This is a genomic window from Chryseobacterium lathyri (assembly GCF_003290185.1).
Classification (GTDB): Bacteria; Bacteroidota; Bacteroidia; order Flavobacteriales; family Weeksellaceae; genus Chryseobacterium; species Chryseobacterium lathyri.
Genome location: NZ_QNFY01000018.1, coordinates 43,115 through 63,948, shown reverse-complemented (window position 1 = coordinate 63,948; position 20,834 = coordinate 43,115). Strand labels below are relative to the sequence as shown.

At 37.1% G+C, this 20,834-nt stretch carries 20 protein-coding genes; 14 read left to right on the top strand and 6 right to left on the bottom strand.

The window, feature by feature from the left end; translation table 11 throughout:
- Positions 1-52: 52 nt before the first annotated feature.
- The gene (gene lnt / locus DRF61_RS20445) at positions 53-1,687 is read left to right on the top strand and encodes an apolipoprotein N-acyltransferase (protein WP_111960547.1); all 1,635 of its coding nucleotides are present in this window, start codon (positions 53-55) and stop codon (positions 1,685-1,687) included.
- A 266-nt stretch (positions 1,688-1,953) separates the two neighbouring features.
- Here the strand turns inward: lnt and DRF61_RS20440 are convergent, their stop codons facing one another.
- Positions 1,954-3,666 (bottom strand): T9SS type A sorting domain-containing protein, encoded by a 1,713-nt coding sequence (locus DRF61_RS20440; RefSeq protein WP_228452721.1) that lies wholly within the window; start codon positions 3,664-3,666, stop codon positions 1,954-1,956.
- Between the two features lie 239 nt (positions 3,667-3,905).
- Here DRF61_RS20440 and rpmB point away from each other — a divergent pair, with 239 nt between their 5' ends.
- From rpmB to DRF61_RS20410, 6 genes are all read left to right on the top strand, one after another.
- Positions 3,906-4,148, top strand: a complete 243-nt coding sequence (gene rpmB / locus DRF61_RS20435; protein ID WP_002976757.1) for a 50S ribosomal protein L28 — start codon at positions 3,906-3,908, stop codon at positions 4,146-4,148.
- Positions 4,149-4,154: 6 nt separating this feature from the next.
- On the top strand, positions 4,155-4,337 hold the full coding sequence (gene rpmG, locus DRF61_RS20430; RefSeq protein WP_007841812.1) for a 50S ribosomal protein L33: 183 nt from the start codon (positions 4,155-4,157) through the stop codon (positions 4,335-4,337).
- 19 nt (positions 4,338-4,356) lie between these two features.
- Positions 4,357-4,509 carry a DUF4295 domain-containing protein gene (locus tag DRF61_RS20425; protein WP_002976755.1) on the top strand — a complete coding sequence of 51 codons (153 nt, stop codon included), beginning with the start codon at positions 4,357-4,359 and terminating at the stop codon, positions 4,507-4,509.
- A 97-nt stretch (positions 4,510-4,606) separates the two neighbouring features.
- Entirely contained in the window at positions 4,607-5,086 is a 480-nt protein-coding gene (locus tag DRF61_RS20420; RefSeq protein ID WP_111960543.1) for a RidA family protein, read from the top strand.
- Positions 5,083-6,036 (top strand): signal recognition particle-docking protein FtsY, encoded by a 954-nt coding sequence (gene ftsY, locus DRF61_RS20415; protein ID WP_111960541.1) that lies wholly within the window; start codon positions 5,083-5,085, stop codon positions 6,034-6,036. Before DRF61_RS20420 ends, ftsY begins: the two co-directional genes overlap by 4 nt.
- A gap of 68 nt (positions 6,037-6,104) precedes the next feature.
- Positions 6,105-6,359, top strand: a complete 255-nt coding sequence (locus DRF61_RS20410; RefSeq protein ID WP_111960539.1) for a GlsB/YeaQ/YmgE family stress response membrane protein — start codon at positions 6,105-6,107, stop codon at positions 6,357-6,359.
- A 71-nt stretch (positions 6,360-6,430) separates the two neighbouring features.
- Here DRF61_RS20410 and sppA read toward each other — a convergent pair whose 3' ends face one another.
- Positions 6,431-8,185 (bottom strand): signal peptide peptidase SppA, encoded by a 1,755-nt coding sequence (gene sppA / locus DRF61_RS20405; protein ID WP_111960573.1) that lies wholly within the window; start codon positions 8,183-8,185, stop codon positions 6,431-6,433.
- A 21-nt stretch (positions 8,186-8,206) separates the two neighbouring features.
- Here sppA and folK point away from each other — a divergent pair, with 21 nt between their 5' ends.
- The 5 genes from folK (at position 8,207) to fmt (ending at position 14,338) form a co-directional block, all read left to right on the top strand.
- Positions 8,207-8,623, top strand: coding sequence for a 2-amino-4-hydroxy-6-hydroxymethyldihydropteridine diphosphokinase (gene folK / locus DRF61_RS20400; RefSeq protein WP_111960537.1), 417 nt, complete (start codon positions 8,207-8,209; stop codon positions 8,621-8,623).
- Positions 8,624-8,644: 21 nt separating this feature from the next.
- The gene (locus tag DRF61_RS20395) at positions 8,645-9,754 is read left to right on the top strand and encodes an outer membrane beta-barrel protein (RefSeq protein ID WP_111960535.1); all 1,110 of its coding nucleotides are present in this window, start codon (positions 8,645-8,647) and stop codon (positions 9,752-9,754) included.
- 59 nt (positions 9,755-9,813) lie between these two features.
- Positions 9,814-11,250, top strand: coding sequence for an OmpA family protein (locus DRF61_RS20390; RefSeq protein WP_111960533.1), 1,437 nt, complete (start codon positions 9,814-9,816; stop codon positions 11,248-11,250).
- 77 nt (positions 11,251-11,327) lie between these two features.
- Positions 11,328-13,247, top strand: coding sequence for a RecQ family ATP-dependent DNA helicase (locus tag DRF61_RS20385; RefSeq protein WP_111960531.1), 1,920 nt, complete (start codon positions 11,328-11,330; stop codon positions 13,245-13,247).
- Between the two features lie 146 nt (positions 13,248-13,393).
- The gene (gene fmt, locus DRF61_RS20380; RefSeq protein ID WP_111960529.1) at positions 13,394-14,338 is read left to right on the top strand and encodes a methionyl-tRNA formyltransferase; all 945 of its coding nucleotides are present in this window, start codon (positions 13,394-13,396) and stop codon (positions 14,336-14,338) included.
- A 169-nt stretch (positions 14,339-14,507) separates the two neighbouring features.
- On the opposite strand, the gene DRF61_RS20375 is transcribed toward fmt, so the two are convergent.
- The 3 genes from DRF61_RS20375 to DRF61_RS20365 form a co-directional block, all read right to left on the bottom strand.
- Positions 14,508-15,089, bottom strand: coding sequence for a Crp/Fnr family transcriptional regulator (locus tag DRF61_RS20375; RefSeq protein WP_111960527.1), 582 nt, complete (start codon positions 15,087-15,089; stop codon positions 14,508-14,510).
- A 108-nt stretch (positions 15,090-15,197) separates the two neighbouring features.
- On the bottom strand, positions 15,198-16,319 hold the full coding sequence (gene ribB, locus DRF61_RS20370; protein ID WP_111960525.1) for a 3,4-dihydroxy-2-butanone-4-phosphate synthase: 1,122 nt from the start codon (positions 16,317-16,319) through the stop codon (positions 15,198-15,200).
- 67 nt (positions 16,320-16,386) lie between these two features.
- Positions 16,387-17,391 carry an LLM class flavin-dependent oxidoreductase gene (locus tag DRF61_RS20365; RefSeq protein WP_111960523.1) on the bottom strand — a complete coding sequence of 335 codons (1,005 nt, stop codon included), beginning with the start codon at positions 17,389-17,391 and terminating at the stop codon, positions 16,387-16,389.
- Between the two features lie 185 nt (positions 17,392-17,576).
- On the opposite strand from DRF61_RS20365, the gene DRF61_RS20360 reads away from it, so the two are divergent.
- On the top strand, positions 17,577-18,065 hold the full coding sequence (locus DRF61_RS20360; RefSeq protein ID WP_111960521.1) for a DUF1877 family protein: 489 nt from the start codon (positions 17,577-17,579) through the stop codon (positions 18,063-18,065).
- A gap of 10 nt (positions 18,066-18,075) precedes the next feature.
- Here DRF61_RS20360 and DRF61_RS20355 read toward each other — a convergent pair whose 3' ends face one another.
- Positions 18,076-20,202: a helix-turn-helix domain-containing protein gene (locus DRF61_RS20355; protein WP_111960519.1), complete on the bottom strand. Its 2,127-nt coding sequence runs from the start codon at positions 20,200-20,202 to the stop codon at positions 18,076-18,078.
- 83 nt (positions 20,203-20,285) lie between these two features.
- Here DRF61_RS20355 and DRF61_RS20350 point away from each other — a divergent pair, with 83 nt between their 5' ends.
- Complete coding sequence (locus tag DRF61_RS20350; protein ID WP_111960517.1) at positions 20,286-20,735, top strand: hypothetical protein; 450 nt, start codon at positions 20,286-20,288, stop codon at positions 20,733-20,735.
- The last annotated feature ends 99 nt before the right edge of the window (positions 20,736-20,834 follow it).

Sequence of the window (20,834 nt, the reverse complement as noted above, 5' to 3'; positions counted from 1 at the left end):
GTACAAATTTATTCATTTCAAAAACATTAAATTTGTGTGTTAAATTAATTTAATGAAATACATTTTACTTACGCTCATTTCAGCAATGCTGCTGTCTGTTTCGTGGCCTACTTACGGAGTTCCTTTCTTTATATTTTTTGCTCTTGTTCCTCTTTTGATGATGGAACACGGAATCTCAAAATTTTCATCGTACAAAAGAAAAAGCTGGATGGTCTTCGGCCTTTCTTATCTTTGTTTTGTGATCTGGAATATTGTAACGACCGGATGGCTATATGGCTCTAAGAACCCTGATGGAAGCCATTCCATGATGGCGGTTGTATTTCCCGTTTTGGTTAACTCTTTCCTTTATTCTCTTGTTTTCCAGTGTTACCACTGGTACAAAAATGCACAGGGAACGTATTGGGGATTAGGATTTCTGATTGCCATATGGATGAGTTTTGAAAAATTCCATCTGAACTGGGAACTCACCTGGCCGTGGCTGAATTTAGGAAATGTATTTTCAGATTATCCTAAATTAATACAGTGGTATGACACCCTGGGAGCAACCGGAGGAAGTTTCTGGATCTTATCCATCAATGTTTTGATTTTTTATACTTTAAGAACCTGGGAAGCGGGAAGAAAAAGAAAAGACCTGATCAAAAATACCTCAATGGTTGCTGCTTTAATCATTCTTCCGATGATTATCTCATTGATCAAATACAATAATTTCGACGAAAAACCATCAGGACAGGTTAATGTGCTGATGCTGCAGCCGGATCTTGATCCTTATGCTGAAAAGTATTCAAAAGACAGCCTGACTATTGAAAATGATCTTTTAACCTTGGCAGAAAACAATTCAAAAGGAAAGATTGATTATTATATCGCCCCTGAAACAGCTCTTCCCGGAAGAGGCTCAATTTCCGAAACTGCTTTTGAGAAAAGTCTGCTTTTAAACAATGTGAAAGGATTTTTATCTAAACATCCGGGAGCTGTTTTTGCAACCGGAATTTCTTCACACCGTTTTTATAAAAGCCAGGAGAACATCCCGAAGGAAGCTTATCAGGTTAATCCGGAGCTTTGGGTGGAAAGCTATAATACCGCTATTCAGATTGCACCACAAGAGAAGGTTCAGGTGTATCACAAAGGAAAGCTTGTTCCCGGCGTGGAAATTTTCCCGTACATGAGTGTTTTGAAGCCCCTCTTAGGTGATGCAATGCTTAATCTGGGCGGAACTGTGGCTTCTTTAGGAATAGATGAGGAAAGAAAATCTTTTTCAAACCCCTACAATAAAGGCAAACTGGCACCTATCATCTGCTACGAAAGCATCTACGGAGAATTTACAACGGATTACGTAAAAAAAGGAGCCAACTTCTTAGGCATCATGACCAATGATTCCTGGTGGGGGGTTACAGAAGGGCACAAGCAGCTTCTTTCGTATGCAAAGCTAAGGGCTATAGAAACCCGAAGAGAAATTGCACGTGCCGCCAACAGTGGCATATCTGCCCATATCAATGCAAAAGGAGAAGTGGAAGCCGATACTTTCTATGGGGATAAAACAACATTATTCGCCAAAGTGAATCTTTATGAAACGATGACCTTCTATACAAGAGCGGGAGACCTGTTATCAAGATTTTCCATTTTTGCACTGGGCTTTTTACTGTTTTACTTTTTGATTGAAAAGTTTAGAAACAGGACCAAGAAAGCGTAATATCGACCACAAAAGTTACAAAAGATAAACATTTAGTTTTTAGTTTAAATTTTGTGTATAAAAAAGTACACTTAAGTTTTTTAAAATCTAAAGATTTATCCACTACTTAGACAATTTATTTGATGGGTGGTTCACAACAATACAACCAAAATAAAAAAAGAACTTTATCCGGTGGATAAAGTTCTTTTTTTAATTACAATCTTCATTATAAAAACAGAAAAGCCAGCTGGACGACTGGCTTTTCTTACTAATAGAACTCTTCAGTTTTATTTAATCATAAGTTTTTGAGTGGTTATCTCGTTTTTAGTTGTCAGTTTTAACAGGTAAGCTCCTTTCGTGAGATGTGAGACGTTGATCGACTGATCATCATTCAAAACAATATTCTGCTTTCTTCCGTCCATAGAGTACATTTCAACATCCGAAACTTTTTCTCCCTTAATAAATACTTTCTCTGATGCCGGATTCGGATATACCGAAACCTTGTTGTTAATTATTACATCACGTGTTCCCAATGCACCTTGTATTGAAGCATTAGAAAAGACCTTCGAAGCATCTATTGATCTTACACTCCAGTACACATTCTGAACAGAGTGATCCAGATCCAGGAACCAGGATGGTGTTGTTACTATATACTTCGCAATATCAGCGGCTCCGGGTGAAGATCCAACTTTAATCTCATAACGGAGGGCATTCGCTGGGGTTTTATCATCAGATGCACCACTCCATGAGAAATTAAAGCGGTTTCCGGTCTTTGTTACATTAAGAACTGCAGGAGGTAAAGGTTTCAGGTTAATTTCCGTAGAAGTATTTTTGAACATTTTAGTCAGTGAAGGCATACCCGGATCTGCCCAATCAAATCCGGCCAATAAAATATCCAGACGGTTGTTGTTGTCAAAGTCAAATAAATTCACAAAACCCGGGCCTCCTAAAGCATGCAGTCCTGTAGGTATATTTTCAGTAAAATTCTGAGTGGAAGGATTGTATAGAAAAGTTTTTACTATAGCACCGTTATTTTCATCATTTCCCGAAACAATAAAGTCATAGTATCCGTCATTATTCAGATCACCCGTAGCTACAGATGAATCCGAGATCTCAGCAACGCTTATCTGCTTTGTGTTCAGATGCCCGGTTCCATCATTCATCAGTACGGCAAGAAATCCGGAATAACTATCATCCTGACCTGTAATAACAATATCCTGATAGCCGTCTGCATTGAAGTCTGCGAAATCCATTTTTCCACCCGTCAGGGCAGTAAGATCCTGTGATGGCGTCAGCGTTCCTGCCTGGTTCAGATACACTTTACAGACCGGTTGATCACCTTGCTCCATTCCCAGGATAACAAGGTCGAGAAAATTGTCATTATTGAGATCTACAAACTTAAAGCTTCCATTCTGTGTTCCCGGCTGCCAGCCTTTAAAGATCTCGAAATCAGTCCCGGTATTCTTATAAAAATCGAGGTTATTCAGAAAACCCGCCCCTTCAACATATTGCGTTCCGTTAATGGCATAATCTACCTTACCGTCATTATTAAAATCAAAAGCCTCTAAAGATCCGTAGATTTTTCCGTCGAGCACAGCTTCATTAATAAAGCCCGCTCCTGAGTTCCGGAATCTGTAATGCTTATAATTAACAACATCATTATAGCTTAATCCTGTGGAAATAATATCCAGAAGACCATCATTATTAAAATCCATGAATTTTATATCTCCGAGGTGCGTTGCATCTACTCCCAGACTGGCGTAAGGCACCAGCGAAGTTCCGTTATTCCTATATACTTCGTTAAAAGATGTGTCAACATTGCCATCATAGTCAGTATCAATTGCTCCGTTGATCACCACATCCTGCTTTCCATCACCATCCATATCTTCTGTAGCAGCCGATCCGTAATAAAAATTTTTCATACCGGTCTGGATCTCTGCATAATCCTGAGCCATAAGTCCAACGGGAAGCATAGATAAAAGAATACAAATTCTCTTCATATTATTTTTATTTAGATTAATTAAAAACAAAGATAAAACATTCGGATTTGCATTTCCCGGAAAGTTTACATGAAATATATCAGTCACTTGGCTCAGCGTGTCTCGGGAAATATTTTATTTTAAAATCATGATTATTAATCAGTCAGTTATTTGTAAATATTTTTCAAAAGATTTGTCTATCTAAAAAATTCTTCGTTATTTTGCAACCTCAAATATTATACAAATAAGAACATCGAGATATGTCAAGAATTTGCCAAATAACAGGAAAGCGTGCAATGGTTGGTAACAACGTTTCTCACGCTAATAACAAAACGAAGCGTCGTTTTGAAATTAACTTATTGGAGAAGAAGTTTTACCTTCCGGAGCAAGATAAGCACGTAACACTGAAAGTATCAGCTCATGGATTGAGAGTGATTAACAAGATTGGAATCGAGGAAGCTATTGAAAGAGCTACTAGAAACGGATTGATTAAAAAGAATTAATAAATCATGGCAAAAAAAGGAAATAGAGTTCAGGTAATCCTTGAATGTACAGAGCACAAAGAAAGTGGTATGGCGGGAATGTCAAGATACATTTCTACTAAAAATAAAAAGAACACTACTGAGAGACTGGAATTGAAAAAGTACAATCCTGTTCTTAAGAAAGTTACAGTTCACAAAGAAATCAAGTAATTTATAAATATAATTTACCATGGCAAAGAAAGTAGTAGCAACCCTACAAAGCGGTCAGTCAAAGAAAATGACTAAAGTTGTGAAAATGGTTAAGTCATCTAAGTCAGGTGCTTACGTTTTCGAAGAAAAAGTAATGAATGCAGACGAAGTAGACGGTTATTTGAAGAAATAATCTCCACTTTATTTACAATATAAAAAACTACTCATATTTTGGGTAGTTTTTTTGTTATCTTTGTTCACCAGATGATTAATCAATTAAATATATCCATATGAAAAAGATTTTCATTCTGGTTTTCACAGAAATTTTTCTATTTTCATTCGGTCAGGAAAAAATGAACAATGTAGAATACAAAGGCTCCCCGGAGGTTTTTACCATTAAAGGGCTTTCACAATCGGTAAGTATAGACTGTGGAACTTCTACAATGATTTTACTTTCAGGACAGGTACCGCTGGATGCTTCGGGTAATCTTGTAGGAAACGATGTTGAGAAGCAGACCCAACAGGTTTTTAAAAACATCGAATTCATCCTGAAAGAATATGGAGCTACAGGAAAGGATATTGTAAAACTGGGAATCTTCATTACTGATATTTCCAAAACACCAGACTTTAGAAAAATCCGTGACTTATATATCAACCTTCAAAATCCTCCTGTAAGCAGCCTTGTGGAAGTGAGCCGTCTTTTCAGAGATGACGTCCTTATAGAAGTAGAGGCTACGGCAGTTATAAAAACAAATAAGAATGAACTATGAGTTGGTTTAAAAATATTTTCAAAAAAGAAGAAAAAGAAACTTTAGATAAAGGCCTGGAAAAATCCAGCCAGGGTTTCTTTGAAAAAATGACGAAAGCCGTAGTCGGTAAAAGCAAAGTAGATGATGAAGTACTGGATAACCTGGAGGAAATACTGATTGCATCTGACGTAGGCGCATCTACAACCATCAAAATCATAGAAAGAATTGAAGAACGCGTTGCCCGCGATAAATATGTGGGTGTAGGCGAACTTGACAATATTCTCCGTGAAGAAATCTCCGGGCTGCTTCTTGAAAACCCTCATGCAGGAACAGGAAATATAGACAGTTCAAAAAAACCGTATGTCATCATGGTAGTTGGCGTGAACGGAGTTGGGAAAACCACTACAATCGGAAAACTTGCTCACCAGTTTAAGTCTGAAGGAAAAAAGGTTGTCCTTGGTGCCGCAGATACCTTCAGGGCGGCAGCGGTAGATCAGCTGACCATCTGGAGCGAAAGAGTGGGAGTTCCTATCGTAAAACAGGATATGGGATCAGATCCGGCTTCTGTGGCTTTTGACACGGTACAGAGTGCTGTTGCACAGGGTGCAGATGTAGTGATTATTGATACTGCGGGAAGACTTCATAATAAAATCAACCTGATGAATGAACTTTCGAAGATCAAAAGAGTCATGCAGAAAGTAATTCCAGATGCTCCTCATGAGATTCTTCTGGTTCTTGACGGATCTACAGGACAGAATGCATTTGAACAGGCAAAACAGTTTACAGCAGCCACAGAAGTGAATGCATTGGCAGTAACAAAGCTTGACGGCACAGCTAAAGGCGGTGTTGTTATAGGGATATCAGATCAGTTCCAGATTCCGGTAAAATATATAGGGGTAGGCGAGAAGATGCAGGATCTTCAATTGTTTAATGGTACAGAATTTGTAGACTCTTTTTTCAAGAAAAGATGATATTTATCATATTTTATCTTTAACTTAGATATCAAATTTTATACATTAACAATTAAAAATTTAGAACTATGGGAATTTTAACTTGGATCATATTTGGTCTTATCGCAGGTGCAATTGCAAAACTTATTATGCCTGGAACACAAGGTGGCGGTTGGCTGATGACGATTATTTTAGGAATTGTTGGAGCTTTCGTAGGAGGATTTATAGGCAGCCTTTTGGGATGGGGAACTACAGACAGTTTCGATTTCAGAAGTATGCTTTTAGCCGTAGGAGGAGCACTTATCGTTCTCTGGATTTACGGAATGGCTACTAGGAAAGGCTAATACGAGTAGATAAAAAATAAAATCCCGGAACTGAATTCAGTCCCGGGATTTTTTGTACAATATAATTTAGTTTAGTTGATTTTGATCTGGTAAGGCATTTCCATTTTCACCTCAGACTGCAGTTTTTGATCTGTAATCTGCTGAAGAATTTCATAGTTGGCTTTACCTATTTTATTTTTAATGATTCTTGCAGAAATATCTTCCTCATTCAGATCTTTGAAAAATTGCTCAAATGGAGACATTCTTTTAGGATAAGAAGACACATGATAAGATTTCAATCCTGCTTTCTGTGCTGCAAACTTTACCGCATCATTCAGAGTTCCAAGCTCATCGACAAGACCGATCTCCTTAGCACGTGCCCCACTCCATACTCTTCCTCCGCCAACATTGTCAATCTGCTCGAAAGTCTGCTTTCTGTTCTGCGTTACAAAATATACAAACCTTTTATAGGTTCCTTCCACACTTCTGGTGATCAGATTTACTCCGTAAGGGGTAACGCCGTTCAGAGGTGAATAATATTGAGAATTGGCATTGGTAGCAACAATATCAGAACGGATACCATTTTTGTTTGCAATATCCTTATAATAAGGTATCACTCCGAAAACTCCGATAGACCCTGTCAGCGTATTAGGCTCTGAATAAATTTTATCTGCAGCCATCGCAATATAATATCCTCCTGAAGCTGCATAGTCTCCAAAAGAAACTACCAATGGCTTTTTCTTTTTAAGCTGCTGTAATTCAAATAAAATTTCATCTGAAGCATTAGCACTTCCCCCCGGAGAATTAATTCTGAAAACAACCGCTTTTACTTTATCATCATTCTGAAGATCTTTGATGTATTTTATATATTTTTCAGAATAGATCTCGTTATAACCATCACCATTGTTAATTCCTCCTGACGCATACAATACAGCTACTTTCTCTCCGGACTTATCTTCATCTGCATAAGAACTGATATAGCCCGCTAATGATACTTTATTCAGCTTTTCCTTTTCTTTAAGGCTAAGTTTTGATTTTATCATCTGATCATACTCTGTTTTCTGGATCAGTTTGTCGGCAAGCTTGTACTTTAATCCTAATTCAGGGATCATCCCGTATAAGCTGTCAACAACCATTTTAAACTGTGCAGTATCAATTTTTCTTGAAACTGCCATTTTAGTGGATGTATTTTTCCAGATATCATTTAAAAGAGTACCCAGCTGTTCTTTATTTTCAGGAGAAATATCATTTCTTAAAAAAGGTTCAACCGCTGATTTAAATTTCCCATGTCTTATCACTTCTATACCAATTCCATATTTATCAGCAAAGTCTTTAAAGAATGTCACCTCAGTAGCCAGCCCTTTCAGTTCTATCATTCCTGATGGGTTAAGATAATACTTGTCGGCAACAGAACCTAAATAATAAGAGGCCTGGGAAACAGCATTTCCATAGGCATATACAAATTTTCCGCTCTTTTTAAAGTCTTCAATAGCATTTCTTATATCATCAATCTGGGTCATGCCTGCATGAAAGTTATCAGCTTCAATACTTATCCCTTTAATATGATCATCTGTCTTAGCCTTTTTAATAGCTTCCAGCACATCATAAAGCATTACGCTCTTGCTTTTGTCACTGATATTGAAGAGGCCCATTTCCTCTTCAGTAGGACTGTCTATTATATTAGTCTTTAAATTAATCGTAAGAACAGAATTATTTTTCACCACAACAGATTTGTCATTCCCCATAGAACTGAACACAAGCATCATAATGAAAAAGACGAAAAATAAGGCACATAATAGGACAATAGCCACTATATTTGCCAATACGTTTTTAAAGAAACTTCTCATAAAATCAATCAATTTTCCAATATGTCGCAGCATAAGGTAGTTTTGTTACTAGGAAGTAACCTAGGAGATCAAAAAAAAAATTTAGAACTGGCTTTAAAAAAAATCAGTGAGGGCGGTAATTACATTTCACAAACAAGCGAATTTTTAATAACCGAACCTGTAGAATTTGTTAGTTCCAATATTTTTTGTAATATTGCATCAGAAATATTCACGTCTTTCTCGCCAATACAACTGCTTGATTTTATTAAAAATATAGAAGTTGAGATGGGAAGAACTAAAGATTCATCTGCATCTGGCGGTTATAGCGATAGAATAATAGATATTGATATCATTAAATATAACGATCTGAAATTCAGATCAGAGAAATTAGAGATACCCCATCAAAAGCATTTATATGAAAGGGAATTTTCTAAAATATTATTGAAAGATTTTATCTAAAATAAAACATAAAAAACATATATGAAATTAGGTTTATTATTATTGGCCACACTACCTATCGCGGCTTATGCCCAGGATAGTACCACAGTAAACTCATCTAGTGAGTACCCTAATACCTTCTCTTCAGGTTCCGCTAATGTACAGCGTTTTGACAACAAAGCCAGACGTTTCAACGACTGGTCTATTTCCGTTGGTGGAGGTGCTGCATTCATGGCGCATTCTGATCTTAGATCTTTTTATGACAAAAAGGTAAACTGGGGGTATAATGCTTACGTAAGTATTGATAAGCAGATCACTCATGTTTTTGGATTAAGCCTTATCTATCAGAGAGGTGAAACAAAGCAGAAAGCAATGTTACCGGGTTCAGCAGGTGCTGCAGCCGGAGTAGGTACGGCAACTACCAAGTTTGATCAGGTTGCTTTAATGGGAGATGTTAATTTTTCCAATTTATTGAGAAGAGTTGATAATCATTCTCCTTACAGATGGGCACTACACGGTTATGCAGGAATAGGATTCCAAGGTTACAACACTTCTTTGCATGACGGGAATGAATTCAGATGGAGCGAAAATCCGAAGAGAATTCCTTTATTTATTAATAAGGAGTTCGACATTAACTCTTTATACTATCAGTTTGGAGCAGGATTAAAATACAAAGTATCTAAACTTATCGACATTGAAGCAAGAACAATGTATATCATAAGTGGTGATGATGAATTCGACGGAGGCGGATGGGCTGATCCCAACGACTACGATCCGGCAACTCCAGGTTCAAAGTATAATATGATCAGTGATTCAAGATCTGATAATGCCTGGACTGTGACTTTAGGAGTTTCTTTCAAATTAGGAAACAAATTATCACACTTGGCATGGCATGACCCACTTCAGGAAGCATACTACAGAACAAGCGTTTTAGAAAATGCAGCTACAGAACTTGTAGTATGCGAAAAAGGAGACGCGGATAATGACGGTGTATGTGATGACTGGGACAGACAGCTTGATACTCCTGCAGGAGCAAGAGTAGATGGCGCCGGTGTAGCATTGGATATGGATCTTGACGGAGTGATTGATCTGTATGATAAATGCGTAACGGTTCCCGGACCTGTTGAAAACAACGGTTGTCCTACAAAATAAGAAACAACTGTTTTTATTACAATAAAATCATTTAATTAACTAAAATAAAAAAATACACTATGAAATTAAGTTTAGCAATTGTAGCATTAGCAATGGCAATTCCAGCCGCTAGCTATGCGCAAGACTCAACAGCAGTTTCAAATGGAGAATATCCAAACACATTTTCTTCTGGTTCTGCGAATGTTTCTCCGTTTACCAATCAGTCAAAAAGATTCAATGACTGGTCTATTTCAGCCGGTGCAGGTGTACCCCTGTTACAGTCAGGTGATTTAACATCTATCAAGAATGGTAACGGTAAAAACCTTTTCGGTTACTCTGCTTATGTAAGTATTGATAAAGCGATCACTCATGCGTTCGGTTTAAAATTACAATATGACAGAGGTGAAACAAGACAAGGATGGTTCAACACTAAAGATGCTGCTCCAGATGCAACAGCTGTAGGTGCAAGAACTCAGTATGATGCGATCTCTTTATTGGGAGACATCAACTTCTCTAATCTATTGAGAAGAGTTGATAATCATTCACCTTTCAGATGGGCGCTTCACGGGTATGCAGGTATAGGTACTATTGCTTACAGAGCTTATCAGAAAGATATTAACGGGCAAAGACTTGCTACTGAAGTTAAACCTTTCAAATTAGGTTCAATGTTCATGCAGGCTGGTACCGGTTTAAAATACAAAATCAACAACAGACTTGATCTTGAAGGTAGAGTAATGTATGTAGTAACTGGTGATGATGAATTCGATGGAGGAGGTGACAAATACAGTGCGATCAACAAACGTGAAGAGCAGGTATCAGATAACTTCTTTAATGCTACTTTAGGTCTTACCTTGAAATTAGGAAAACACGAATCTCACCTAATGTGGCATGATCCGTTGCAGGAAATCTATTACAAACTTGATGTTTTGGCTAACAAAAACCAGGATATTGAAGTATGTAAAAAAGGTGATGCTGATAACGACGGAGTTTGTGACGATTGGGACAGACAGCTTGATACTCCTGCTGGTGCAAGAGTGGATGGTGCTGGTGTTGCTCTTGATACTGACCTTGACGGTGTAATTGACCTTTACGACAAGTGTGTAACTGTTCCTGGACCTGTTGAAAACAACGGATGTCCTACAACAACTGCAGGACCTGTAGTAGAAACAGAAACTAAGCTTGAAGGAATTGAGTTTGATTTAAATTCTGACAGAATTTTACCTTCAAACACTCCGATCTTAAATAATGCTGTTTCATATATCAACTCTTCAAACGGTGCGTATAACGTAATCGGAGCTACAGATACAAGAGCTTCTGATGCTTATAACCAAAAGCTATCTGAAAGAAGAGCGAATAGCGTTAAAAACTATTTGATCAAAAACGGAGTAGAATCTTCTAAACTGAACGCAATCGGTAGAGGTGAAAAAGACCTTAAATACCCTGAGTGCGAACCAGCTACTAAATGTCCTGAATGGAAAAACAGAGCTAACAGAAGAGTATATTTCGAAGCTAAATAATACAATTATTAGTAAATATATCAAAGCCGTGCCATGCACGGCTTTTTTTGTTGTAATAGTTTTATTACTTTTACCTTATGATTTCTCAGCAGGATTTCCAAAAATTAAAATACGATACCCTAAAATATTTTTGGGGCTACGATGCTTTCAGAGATTCTCAGGAAGGAATTATCGATGCTGTCATTAATGAAAAAGACTGTCTCGTCCTTCTGCCTACGGGAGCAGGAAAATCTCTTTGCTACCAGCTTCCAGCCTTATTGAAAGAAGGAACCTGCCTTGTGATCTCTCCCCTTCTTGCATTGATGAAAGATCAGGTAAGCCAGCTTAAACATCGGGGTATCGAAGCAGAATACCTGTCCTCCGAGCTTGATGAATATGACGCAGAAGCTGTCTACGACCGCTGTAAAGACGGGCTTACCAAACTTCTTTATGTATCTCCGGAAAGACTGACCAATATACAGTTTCTTCAAAATATTGACGAAATTAAGTTATCATTTATAGCTGTAGATGAAGCCCACTGTATTTCAGAATGGGGACAGGATTTTCGTCCCAGTTATCAGAATATCAAAGAATTCAGAAAAAATCATCCTAAAATTCCCTGTCTTGCCTTAACAGCCACTGCAACTCCCAAAGTTTTGGAAGAAATCAAGAATAAACTGGAACTTAAAAATCCGTTTGTTTTTCAGAAAAGCTTTAGGAGAGAAAATATCAGGATATTTTTGGATGAAGTTTCTGACAAATTTCAGCGTGTTTTTGATATTTTAAAGCATAATAACGATTCCGGAATTGTTTATGTAAGAACCCGAAAGGATGCAGAAATGCTGGCCGAATTTCTCAAAAAAAACCAGATAAAAAATGTAAATTATTTTCATGCCGGTTTAACGACGAAAGAGAAAAACGCCAAACAAACTCACTGGAATAACAGTGACAACCAAGTTCTTATCTCAACCAATGCTTTCGGGATGGGAATAGACAAAGACAATGTCCGCTTTGTGATTCACTTCTCTCCTGCTCCGTCACTGGAAAATTATTATCAGGAGATCGGAAGGGCAGGGAGAGATGGTAAAGACAGTTTTGCGTTTCTTCTTTGGAATAAACAGGAATTACTTAATTTTGATGAAATCCTAAAAAACCAGACCCCCAGCAAAGCTGAATTTTTAAAAATCACCACCTATCTCTACTCTATTTTCCAGGTTGCAGAATTTGAACTTCCGGAAAAAGTTTTTCAACTGAACATTCAGGGGATACAGAATTTTACCAGGCTGTCGAAAGCCAAGATCAGCAATGTCCTTAATTTTCTGCATAATCAGGAAATCATCTATCATAATGACAACAAAAGCCTGTCTTCATTGGAACTTCTCTTCAATGCTGAGGAAATAGACCAGCTGCCTCAGAAAGATGCTTACTTCATAGAACTTCTGCTGCGTACGATATCAGGAATTACTACGCATAAAGTAATGTTCAGTGAACTACAGGTCAGCAATAAGATTGGGGTAAGTGTTCCTCTTATTAAAGAAAGACTTAAAGAACTCCAACAAAAAAATTATCTGGAATATGTAGACGGTGCCCTCTCAAGTATTAAATTCCTGAAACCACGTGATGAAAGAGCTATTAATGCAGCTTATTGGAAACTTTTTGAACATATTCAAAAAAACAAAATTCAGAAGTGGGAAGAAATTAAGTTTTTTATAGAAAATAATGATTACTGTAAGATGAAACTTATTCTCGCTTATTTTGGAGAAAAGAATACAAAGAACTGCGGCCAATGCTCAGTCTGTGAAAAAAACAAGCAATCCATTTTCGGGAAAAATATTTCCCAACAGATCATTAATCTGCTAGCTAAAAAACCTTCCACCATTGAAGACCTTTCGGTACAGCTTAATTATCATTCTAAAAACAACATTTTAGAAAACCTGATTTTTCTTTTAGATTCAGGGAAGGTAAAGATGTTGAATTTCAGGACATATGCGCTGAACATGGGCAATGGTGAATCGTGAATTTTACTTCGCAAGTGAATAGTAAATTTTAGACCTCAGATATCATACATGAGATTCCAGACTCTTTAACTCTTACTTATTCACCGTAAAATTCTCAAACCCTATCCTATTACTCTCCAACTCCCAAAAACCCTTATCTTTGCAGTATGAAATCATTGAAAGTCGTTTTTTTAGGAACCCCGGAATTTGCAAAAACTTCTTTGGAAGCTATCCATCAGTCGAATCATGAAGTTGTAGGTGTTGTCACTGTTGCCGATAAAGCCAGTGGCCGCGGACAAAAAATCAATCAGTCACCTGTAAAGATCTATGCTTCAGAAAATAACATTCCTGTTTTTCAGCCGGAAAAATTGAGAAATCCTGAATTTTTAGAAGAACTCAGAAAACTGGATGCTGATGTTTTTGTGGTGGTAGCTTTCAGAATGATGCCCAAGGTTCTTTTTGAAATGCCTAAAATGGGAACTTTTAACCTTCATGCGTCTCTGCTTCCTGATTACCGGGGTGCGGCTCCTATTAATTATGCAGTGATCAACGGTGAAGAAAAAACCGGTGCAACGACATTTTTTATTAACGAAAAAATAGATGAGGGAAATATCCTTCTTCAGGAAGAGATGGAAATTTTACCAAATGAAAACGCGGGAAGTCTTCACGACAGATTAATGGTAATGGGCTCAAAGCTGGTCGTAAAAACACTTGACGGTTTAGCTGAAAACTCAATTGTAGAAAAGCCTCAACCGCATGTTGAACATCCTAAAAATGCTTTCAAAATTTTCAAAGAAGATACCAGAATCGATTGGACAAAAGCGTCAAAAAAGGTTCATCAATTTATCTTGGGAATGTCGCCCTATCCAGCTGCTTTTACAACTTTAAAAATCGGAGAAGAAGAAAAAGGATTAAAAATATTCGGTGGGAAATTTGAAATTTCAGATCATGGAAAACCTTCCGGAACTTTGGATATTTCTAAGAATGAGTTTAAAATCTATACAGAAGACGGCGCTTACTTTCCACAGGAGCTTCAGCTTGAAGGCAAAAAAAGGATGAACGTGAAGGATTTCCTTAATGGATTTAGAAATTTTGAAGATATAAGTTTGTAGGAGTTTCTGAGTTGGAGAGGATTAGGGTTGGAGAGTTTTAGAGTATGTGAGTGGGGTACTTGCTGGTTGTCAGTTTGGATTTTGAAACCTGTAACTCGGTCTTTGTTTTGCTAAAATCCACCATTTACTTGCGAAGCAAAATTCACCATTGACGTAAGGGTTAAACCTCTCAATTCCCACTTACAATTTTCCGGCGGCTTCTGCTGATAAATTCAGGAGTTACTCCTAAATAGGCAGCGATCTGGATATTTGTCAAGCGGTGAGCCGTTTTAGGATATTCTTTCAGGAAGTCCTGATAACGTTCATCGGAAGGTTTGCTTAAATTATCAACAATCCTTCGTTGCAGGGCAATGATTGACATCTGAAACTTCAGCCTCATCAGCCTTTCAATTTCAGGAATTTCCCGGTAGAGTCTTTCTTTGTCTTCTTTAGAAATCAAGAGGATCTCACTGTTCTCAATAGCCTGGATATTGAGCTGGGACGGGATCTGATTAATGAAGCTGTCTATATCAGAAATCCACCAGTCTTCCACTCCAAAATATAAGATCTGTTCATCTGCATTCTTATCTGTACGGAACACTTTAAAACATCCGCTCAATACAAATCCTTCCGCTTCGCAGATGTCTCCTTCTTTTAAAAGAAAATCTTTTTTCTTTATTTTCTGAATACGGAATGCACTGCAGTATTTTTCAAGCTTTTCATCTGAAATCTCAATATACGTTCTGATGTGTTTCTTTAAAGACTCTGTCATAGTTTAAAAATAAAAAAAGGTTTAGAAAAATCCTAAACCTTTTTATTAATTTTATTTCTATAAATGATCAGTAATGTTCATTCACAACCGACCATTCACAATTCACTTTTACAGCTGAACCAACTCCGTCACCTCTACATCATATCCACCAACCTGTGGCTTGATATTAGGGTTTTGTGTGATCACTTTGAACTTATTGATTCCCAGATTTTTCAGGATCTGTGTTCCGATCCCATAATCTCTGTAATTGTATGCTAAAGTAGGATGCTGCTCCTGTCCGTCCTGGTAATTCAGGAACTGCTGAAGTTTTCTCAATGTATTTTCGGAATTTGAAACGTTATTGATGAAAATAACAGCTCCTTTTCCTGCTTCATTTACCATATTCGTTACTTTCTCCAGTAAAGGTTTTTCACCGTTATTCAGTCTTGTCAGTACATCAAAATATGAATCTGAAGACTGAACTCTTACCAAAACAGGCTCATCAACCGTCCATGAACCTTTTGTCAGGGCAAAATGAATCTGGTCATTGGATGTTTCTCTGAATGCAAAAAAGTCAAACTCTCCATAAGCAGTTTTTACTTTTCTTTCTTCCAGCCTTTCGATAAGGTTTCCTTTTTTAAGCTGATAATGGATCAGATCTTCAATGGAAACGATCTTCATATCATGTTTTTGAGCGAAAGCATGAAGTTCAGGCAAACGTGACATGGTACCGTCATCATTCATAATCTCACAGATTACCCCACCTTCTTTCAATCCTGCTAAATTGGTAAGATCAATAGCAGCTTCTGTATGTCCTGCTCTTTTTAAAACCCCTCCTTTTCTTGCACGAAGCGGGAAAATATGGCCAGGTCTCATAAAATCTGTAGGCTTGGATTTTTCATCCATCAAAGCTAAAATTGTTTTGGCTCTGTCACCTGCAGAAATTCCTGTAGATGTTCCGTTACCAAGAAGGTCAACAGAAACGGTAAAAGCGGTTTCCTTAGGATCACTGCTTCTGCTTACCATGACCTCAAGGCCAAGCTCATCGCATCTTTTTTCAGGAAGCGGCATACAGATCAGCCCTCTTCCGTGAAATGCCATAAAATTGATAATTTCCGGCGTTGTCAGTTCTGCAGCACAAAGAAAATCGCCTTCGTTCTCTCTGTCTTCATCATCTACTACTATGATTATTTTACCATTTTTAAGGTCTTCAATAGCCTCTGGAATGGTATTCAATTTAATATCAGACATGTTTACTTTTTATTTGTGCAAAGATACTTATAAAAATGAGCATCTGCCAATTAATATGGATGGTTTGTTAGGCTTTGGATAAAGAGTTTACTGCCTCTCTGAAAATCTCATAAGATCTCAGCCTCTTCTGGTGATCGTAGATATGTGAGTTGATAATTAATTCATCTACATTGAATTTTTCCTGAAAATTTTTCAGTTTTTCTTCAATTTCTGCCTGATCTCCTATCAATGTATATTTTAACTTCTGAAGCACCATCGATTTCTCCATGGGCGACCAGATGCCATCCATATCCTCCACGGGAGGAGCAAAAGGTTTCCTGTCATTTCTTATGATATTGATGAATGCCTGGAATAAAGTAGTGGAAATTTTATGCGCTTCCTCGGAAGTTTCTGCTGCCACTCCATTAACACACGCCATCACGTAGGGTTTATCTAATTGTTCTGAAGGCTGAAAATGTTCTCTGTAAATTTTAAAAGCCATTTCCATCTGTTCAGGAGCAAAATGTCCCGCAAAAGCATATGGAAGCCCAAGTTCCGCAGCCAGCCACGCACTGTCTGTACTGGATCCCAAGATGTAAAGCGGAATATCCAGACCTTCACCGGGAATGGCACGAACCAGAGCATCAGAATTTTCTTTCGAGAAATACGTCTGTAGTTCTAAGATCTGTCTCGGAAACTGCTGATTGATGATCGCTGGGTTTCTTCCTAAAGCCTGGGCAGTAAGACCATCGGTACCGGGAGCTCTTCCCAAACCAAGATCTATCCTTCCCGGAAAAAGAGATTCCAGGGTACCGAACTGTTCTGCAATGATCAACGAACTGTGGTTCGGGAGCATGATTCCGCCGGATCCCACTCTTATTGTTTTTGTTCCGTTGGCAATAAAACCGATCAGAACTGTGGTAGCCGAGCTGGCAATACTTTCCATATTGTGATGCTCAGCCAGCCAGAATCTTTTATAGTTTAAATTTTCAGTATGGTTTGCTAAAGACAAACTGTCCTGAAAGGTATCGTGAATACTTTTTCCCTGCTTTACGGGAGCAAGATCAAGTACCGATATTTCAAAATTTTTCATATTTTAAATTTTAGGTTTAAAACCAGACAAATTTAAACCTAATAAATCGCATTAGTTACTTTTTGTAATTGATAGGATGGATTAGCTAGTTCAGGAAAAAACTATTGGAAAAATTTTTATTTGAATAATTTCAATTACTCAATTTATTTAGTTTTATGTAGATTTATAAAAATCGAATATAAAAAATGGGAATAATTGTAAGCTATCGAATAGTTTCAGATGAAAATGCAATTAAAGCAATTGAAAAGAATATAAATACAGAAGTTGATATTGAAAGTATTCTTAACCAATACGCTCATTGCATAAAGTCATTTACTTCATTTGTAAAAACTTGGGATCCTTTATATTGTCTTCTCAACAAAATATCTGGTAATAGTATTTTTACTAAATTAAGAGAAAATAAGCAAAGTGAAAACATCAATGAATATTCTAAAATTTTTCATAAAGACGAAATAAAAATATTATATGAAGAGCTTCAAAAGATCTCCATCGAAGTTCTAAATAATAAGTTGAGTAATGAATCTTTAAAATTGGATATCTCCCAACAGCAAGGATATTCTATGATATCTATTTATGATGCAGACTGCATTATCATTGAATTTCAAGAACTAAAAAAGGCCGTAAATACAGCATTTAATAATAATTCTAAGATTGTTCAAATATTATTTCCTTAAAATATTTTTATTATCTCTCTTTTTCTTTCTTAAAATTATAATGATTAATTAAAATCCTGATTTCATTAAATTCAAAATCATTAGGCAAAGCATTCTTCCATTCCGTTAAGGTTTCATGAGGATTTTCATAGAATTCTTTTTCAAAAGCTTTGATTTTATCCGAAGTGATCACTCTTGAAATATCCAGTAAGCCCTGCTCTGCAAATTTTGCTAAATGGCCGATCACGGTTTCTTTTACCAGGCCTCTTTCCATAGCAATTTCACCAATGGTTTTTCCTTGTTCAAATAATTGGAAGGTCAGAACCTGGGAAGGAACTTTTGCGATCTTTAAATTGATTTCCTTGTCATTTTTTTCATCTAAAAGCTTCGTTTCCAACAGATGGATCTCTTTCAGGCTGTTCAGGTATTCTTCAGTATCTTCCAGCCAGTTTCTGAATTCCTCATTATACTGTTTCAGTCCTTTTGCCCCTTTAATTTCAGCATAGAACTCCTTCAGCGGATTAAATACTTTGTCTCTGATTTCTGTGAAAAAGAAATTAACTGCTCCTTTGGTTTTGCTTTCAATCTCAGACCATTCTTCTTTATTTTCAATAAAATTATTAACCTTCTGGGAAATTACCCTTTCCAATTTTTCAAAGATCTTTCCAAGATTGACAATTTCGTGTTTCAGCTGAAGATACAGCTGATTTGTTTTTACATGATCAATACTTTTTGTGGTAATGGACAGTTTGTTCCACTCTTCCACTTCATTCAGGAACCACAAACAGTTGACGGTACGGAGTACTTTTTTGATGCTGTAGTCATATTTTTCGCGGTTCAGAATGGCTTCTACATTATCATTAGCAAGGGTGCTTCCCTGGAACTGCAGAATTCTGTTGTCTTTAAAAATAACTTCAGGAGTAATTTTAGATTTCAAAACAATCCCTTCCAGCGTACGGCATCTTGACAACGCTACATAAACCTGTCCGGCCGTAAAACTTTTACCTGCATCAATGATTACATTATCGAAGGTCAAACCTTGGCTTTTGTGAATGGTAACTGCCCAGGCAAGCTTTATAGGAAACTGCTCAAAGCTCCCTAAAACTTCTTCTTTGATATTTTTTTCGGTATCCAGAAAATATTTTTTCTGTTCCCAGACTTCTCTTTTCACCGTAATTTCTCTTTCACTGCCATTAAGAACAACTTTGATCTCATTATCATCTAAAGCAGAAATTTCACCCAGCTTTCCGTTGAAATATTTTTTCTCACCGGTAATATCATTCCTGATGAACATGACCTGTGCCCCGACTTTCAATTCTAAAAACTGCTCGTTCGGAAACTGGTTTTCTTTGAAATCGCCAAAGAGTTTGGCTTCATAGGTTTTAACGGTCAGATCAATTTCTTCCAATTTTTCCTGGTTGATCTCATCCGCCATCTTATTGTGTGAACACAGATAAACGTAAGATTCAGTTCCTGCCTTAAAATCAGGATCATATCTTTTATTAAGCTCGTCAAAATTGATATTGGCAACATCGCCGTCACGGATTGCATTCAGAATATCCAGGAACTTTTCATCCGATTGTCTGTAAACTTTAGTTAATTCAATGGTCAGAAGCGGAATATCTTTAATGGCAAGACTGTCGAAAAAGAATGGTGACTGGTAGCACATCTTTAAAATATGTTCATCTCTTACCACCGGCGGAAGCTGGTAAAGATCTCCAATGAACAGCATCTGCACCCCACCGAACCGCTGATTATTTCTTCTGATAAATCTCAGCGAGAAATCCATCATATCGAGAACATCAGCTCTCAACATGGAAACCTCATCAATGATAAGAACCTCCACTTCTCTTAAAAGTTTAAGCTTATCTTTTCTGTATTTGAAATGAGGCATTAGGTCGGCAATATTATTTGCCAAGCTCCCATCAATACGGTCCGTGGTCGGTAAAAAAGTCCTTAAAGGCAATCCAAACATAGAATGGATAGTCACTCCTCCTGCATTAATCGCAGCAATTCCGGTAGGGGCAACCACAATATACTTCTTCCTTGTTTTCTTTACAAAATCATTAAGGAAAGTCGTTTTACCTGTTCCTGCCTTTCCTGTAAGAAAAACGCTTCTGTTCGTGTGCTCTATTAAGTCAAAAAAATGATTGTTCATTGTGCTTCAAAATTACGGAAATGAATTTGATTTTCTTACCTTGGCATAACTTTTGAAAATTCTTTAACAGAAAAGAAATTATAATGAAAAAAAATTTCATATATACTCCACTATTAGCATTATGCACTATGTTTACCTTGGTTTCATGCAATACATCCAAGAACGCGAATACCAATCTTCCAAAAGATATTTCTGAAAGACCTGCTGATGAGGACAGTCAAAAATATGAGCAGGCCCAGCTGGATAAGTTGAAAGCATCCATTCAATCTGAAGTATCCAAAGAAAAATGTACGGCCGCTTCGGAATGGACGTTTGCTCCAATGGGAGCCAAAGCCTGTGGCGGGCCTCAGCAATACATTGCTTATCCTAAAAAAATAGAGACCATCATTCTTCCAAGAATTGAGGAATATACACAGAAAGTAAAAGCTTTCAATGAAAAATATAATATCACTTCTGATTGTATGATGGTGATGCCACCAACATCTGTGAAATGTATCAATGGAAAAGCACAGCTTATAACGGCAGAACAATAAGAAGAAAAAATCAAAGCAAAGGTTATATATCCTGTTGAAAAATCAACATAAAAACTCGTTCAGGAGTTTATACTAAGGATTGAAAAAAGCTCTATCAGT

Excerpts from the sequence above, each read along its gene's own strand:
- DRF61_RS20390 (WP_111960533.1), top strand. The coding sequence starts at position 9,814 with ATGAAATTAAGTTTAGCAATTGTAGCATTAGCAATGGCAATTCCAGCC.
- rpmB (WP_002976757.1), top strand. The coding sequence starts at position 3,906 with ATGTCAAGAATTTGCCAAATAACAGGAAAGCGTGCAATGGTTGGTAAC.
- DRF61_RS20365 (WP_111960523.1), bottom strand. The coding sequence starts at position 17,391 with ATGAAAAATTTTGAAATATCGGTACTTGATCTTGCTCCCGTAAAGCAG.
- DRF61_RS20420 (WP_111960543.1), top strand. The coding sequence starts at position 4,607 with ATGAAAAAGATTTTCATTCTGGTTTTCACAGAAATTTTTCTATTTTCA.
- DRF61_RS20350 (WP_111960517.1), top strand. The coding sequence starts at position 20,286 with ATGAAAAAAAATTTCATATATACTCCACTATTAGCATTATGCACTATG.
- ftsY (WP_111960541.1), top strand. The coding sequence starts at position 5,083 with ATGAGTTGGTTTAAAAATATTTTCAAAAAAGAAGAAAAAGAAACTTTA.
- fmt (WP_111960529.1), top strand. The coding sequence starts at position 13,394 with ATGAAATCATTGAAAGTCGTTTTTTTAGGAACCCCGGAATTTGCAAAA.
- DRF61_RS20410 (WP_111960539.1), top strand. The coding sequence starts at position 6,105 with ATGGGAATTTTAACTTGGATCATATTTGGTCTTATCGCAGGTGCAATT.
- lnt (WP_111960547.1), top strand. The coding sequence starts at position 53 with ATGAAATACATTTTACTTACGCTCATTTCAGCAATGCTGCTGTCTGTT.
- folK (WP_111960537.1), top strand. The coding sequence starts at position 8,207 with ATGTCGCAGCATAAGGTAGTTTTGTTACTAGGAAGTAACCTAGGAGAT.
- DRF61_RS20425 (WP_002976755.1), top strand. The coding sequence starts at position 4,357 with ATGGCAAAGAAAGTAGTAGCAACCCTACAAAGCGGTCAGTCAAAGAAA.
- rpmG (WP_007841812.1), top strand. The coding sequence starts at position 4,155 with ATGGCAAAAAAAGGAAATAGAGTTCAGGTAATCCTTGAATGTACAGAG.
- DRF61_RS20395 (WP_111960535.1), top strand. The coding sequence starts at position 8,645 with ATGAAATTAGGTTTATTATTATTGGCCACACTACCTATCGCGGCTTAT.
- DRF61_RS20440 (WP_228452721.1), bottom strand. The coding sequence starts at position 3,666 with ATGAAGAGAATTTGTATTCTTTTATCTATGCTTCCCGTTGGACTTATG.
- ribB (WP_111960525.1), bottom strand. The coding sequence starts at position 16,319 with ATGTCTGATATTAAATTGAATACCATTCCAGAGGCTATTGAAGACCTT.
- DRF61_RS20375 (WP_111960527.1), bottom strand. The coding sequence starts at position 15,089 with ATGACAGAGTCTTTAAAGAAACACATCAGAACGTATATTGAGATTTCA.
- DRF61_RS20355 (WP_111960519.1), bottom strand. The coding sequence starts at position 20,202 with ATGAACAATCATTTTTTTGACTTAATAGAGCACACGAACAGAAGCGTT.
- DRF61_RS20385 (WP_111960531.1), top strand. The coding sequence starts at position 11,328 with ATGATTTCTCAGCAGGATTTCCAAAAATTAAAATACGATACCCTAAAA.
- DRF61_RS20360 (WP_111960521.1), top strand. The coding sequence starts at position 17,577 with ATGGGAATAATTGTAAGCTATCGAATAGTTTCAGATGAAAATGCAATT.
- sppA (WP_111960573.1), bottom strand. The coding sequence starts at position 8,185 with ATGAGAAGTTTCTTTAAAAACGTATTGGCAAATATAGTGGCTATTGTC.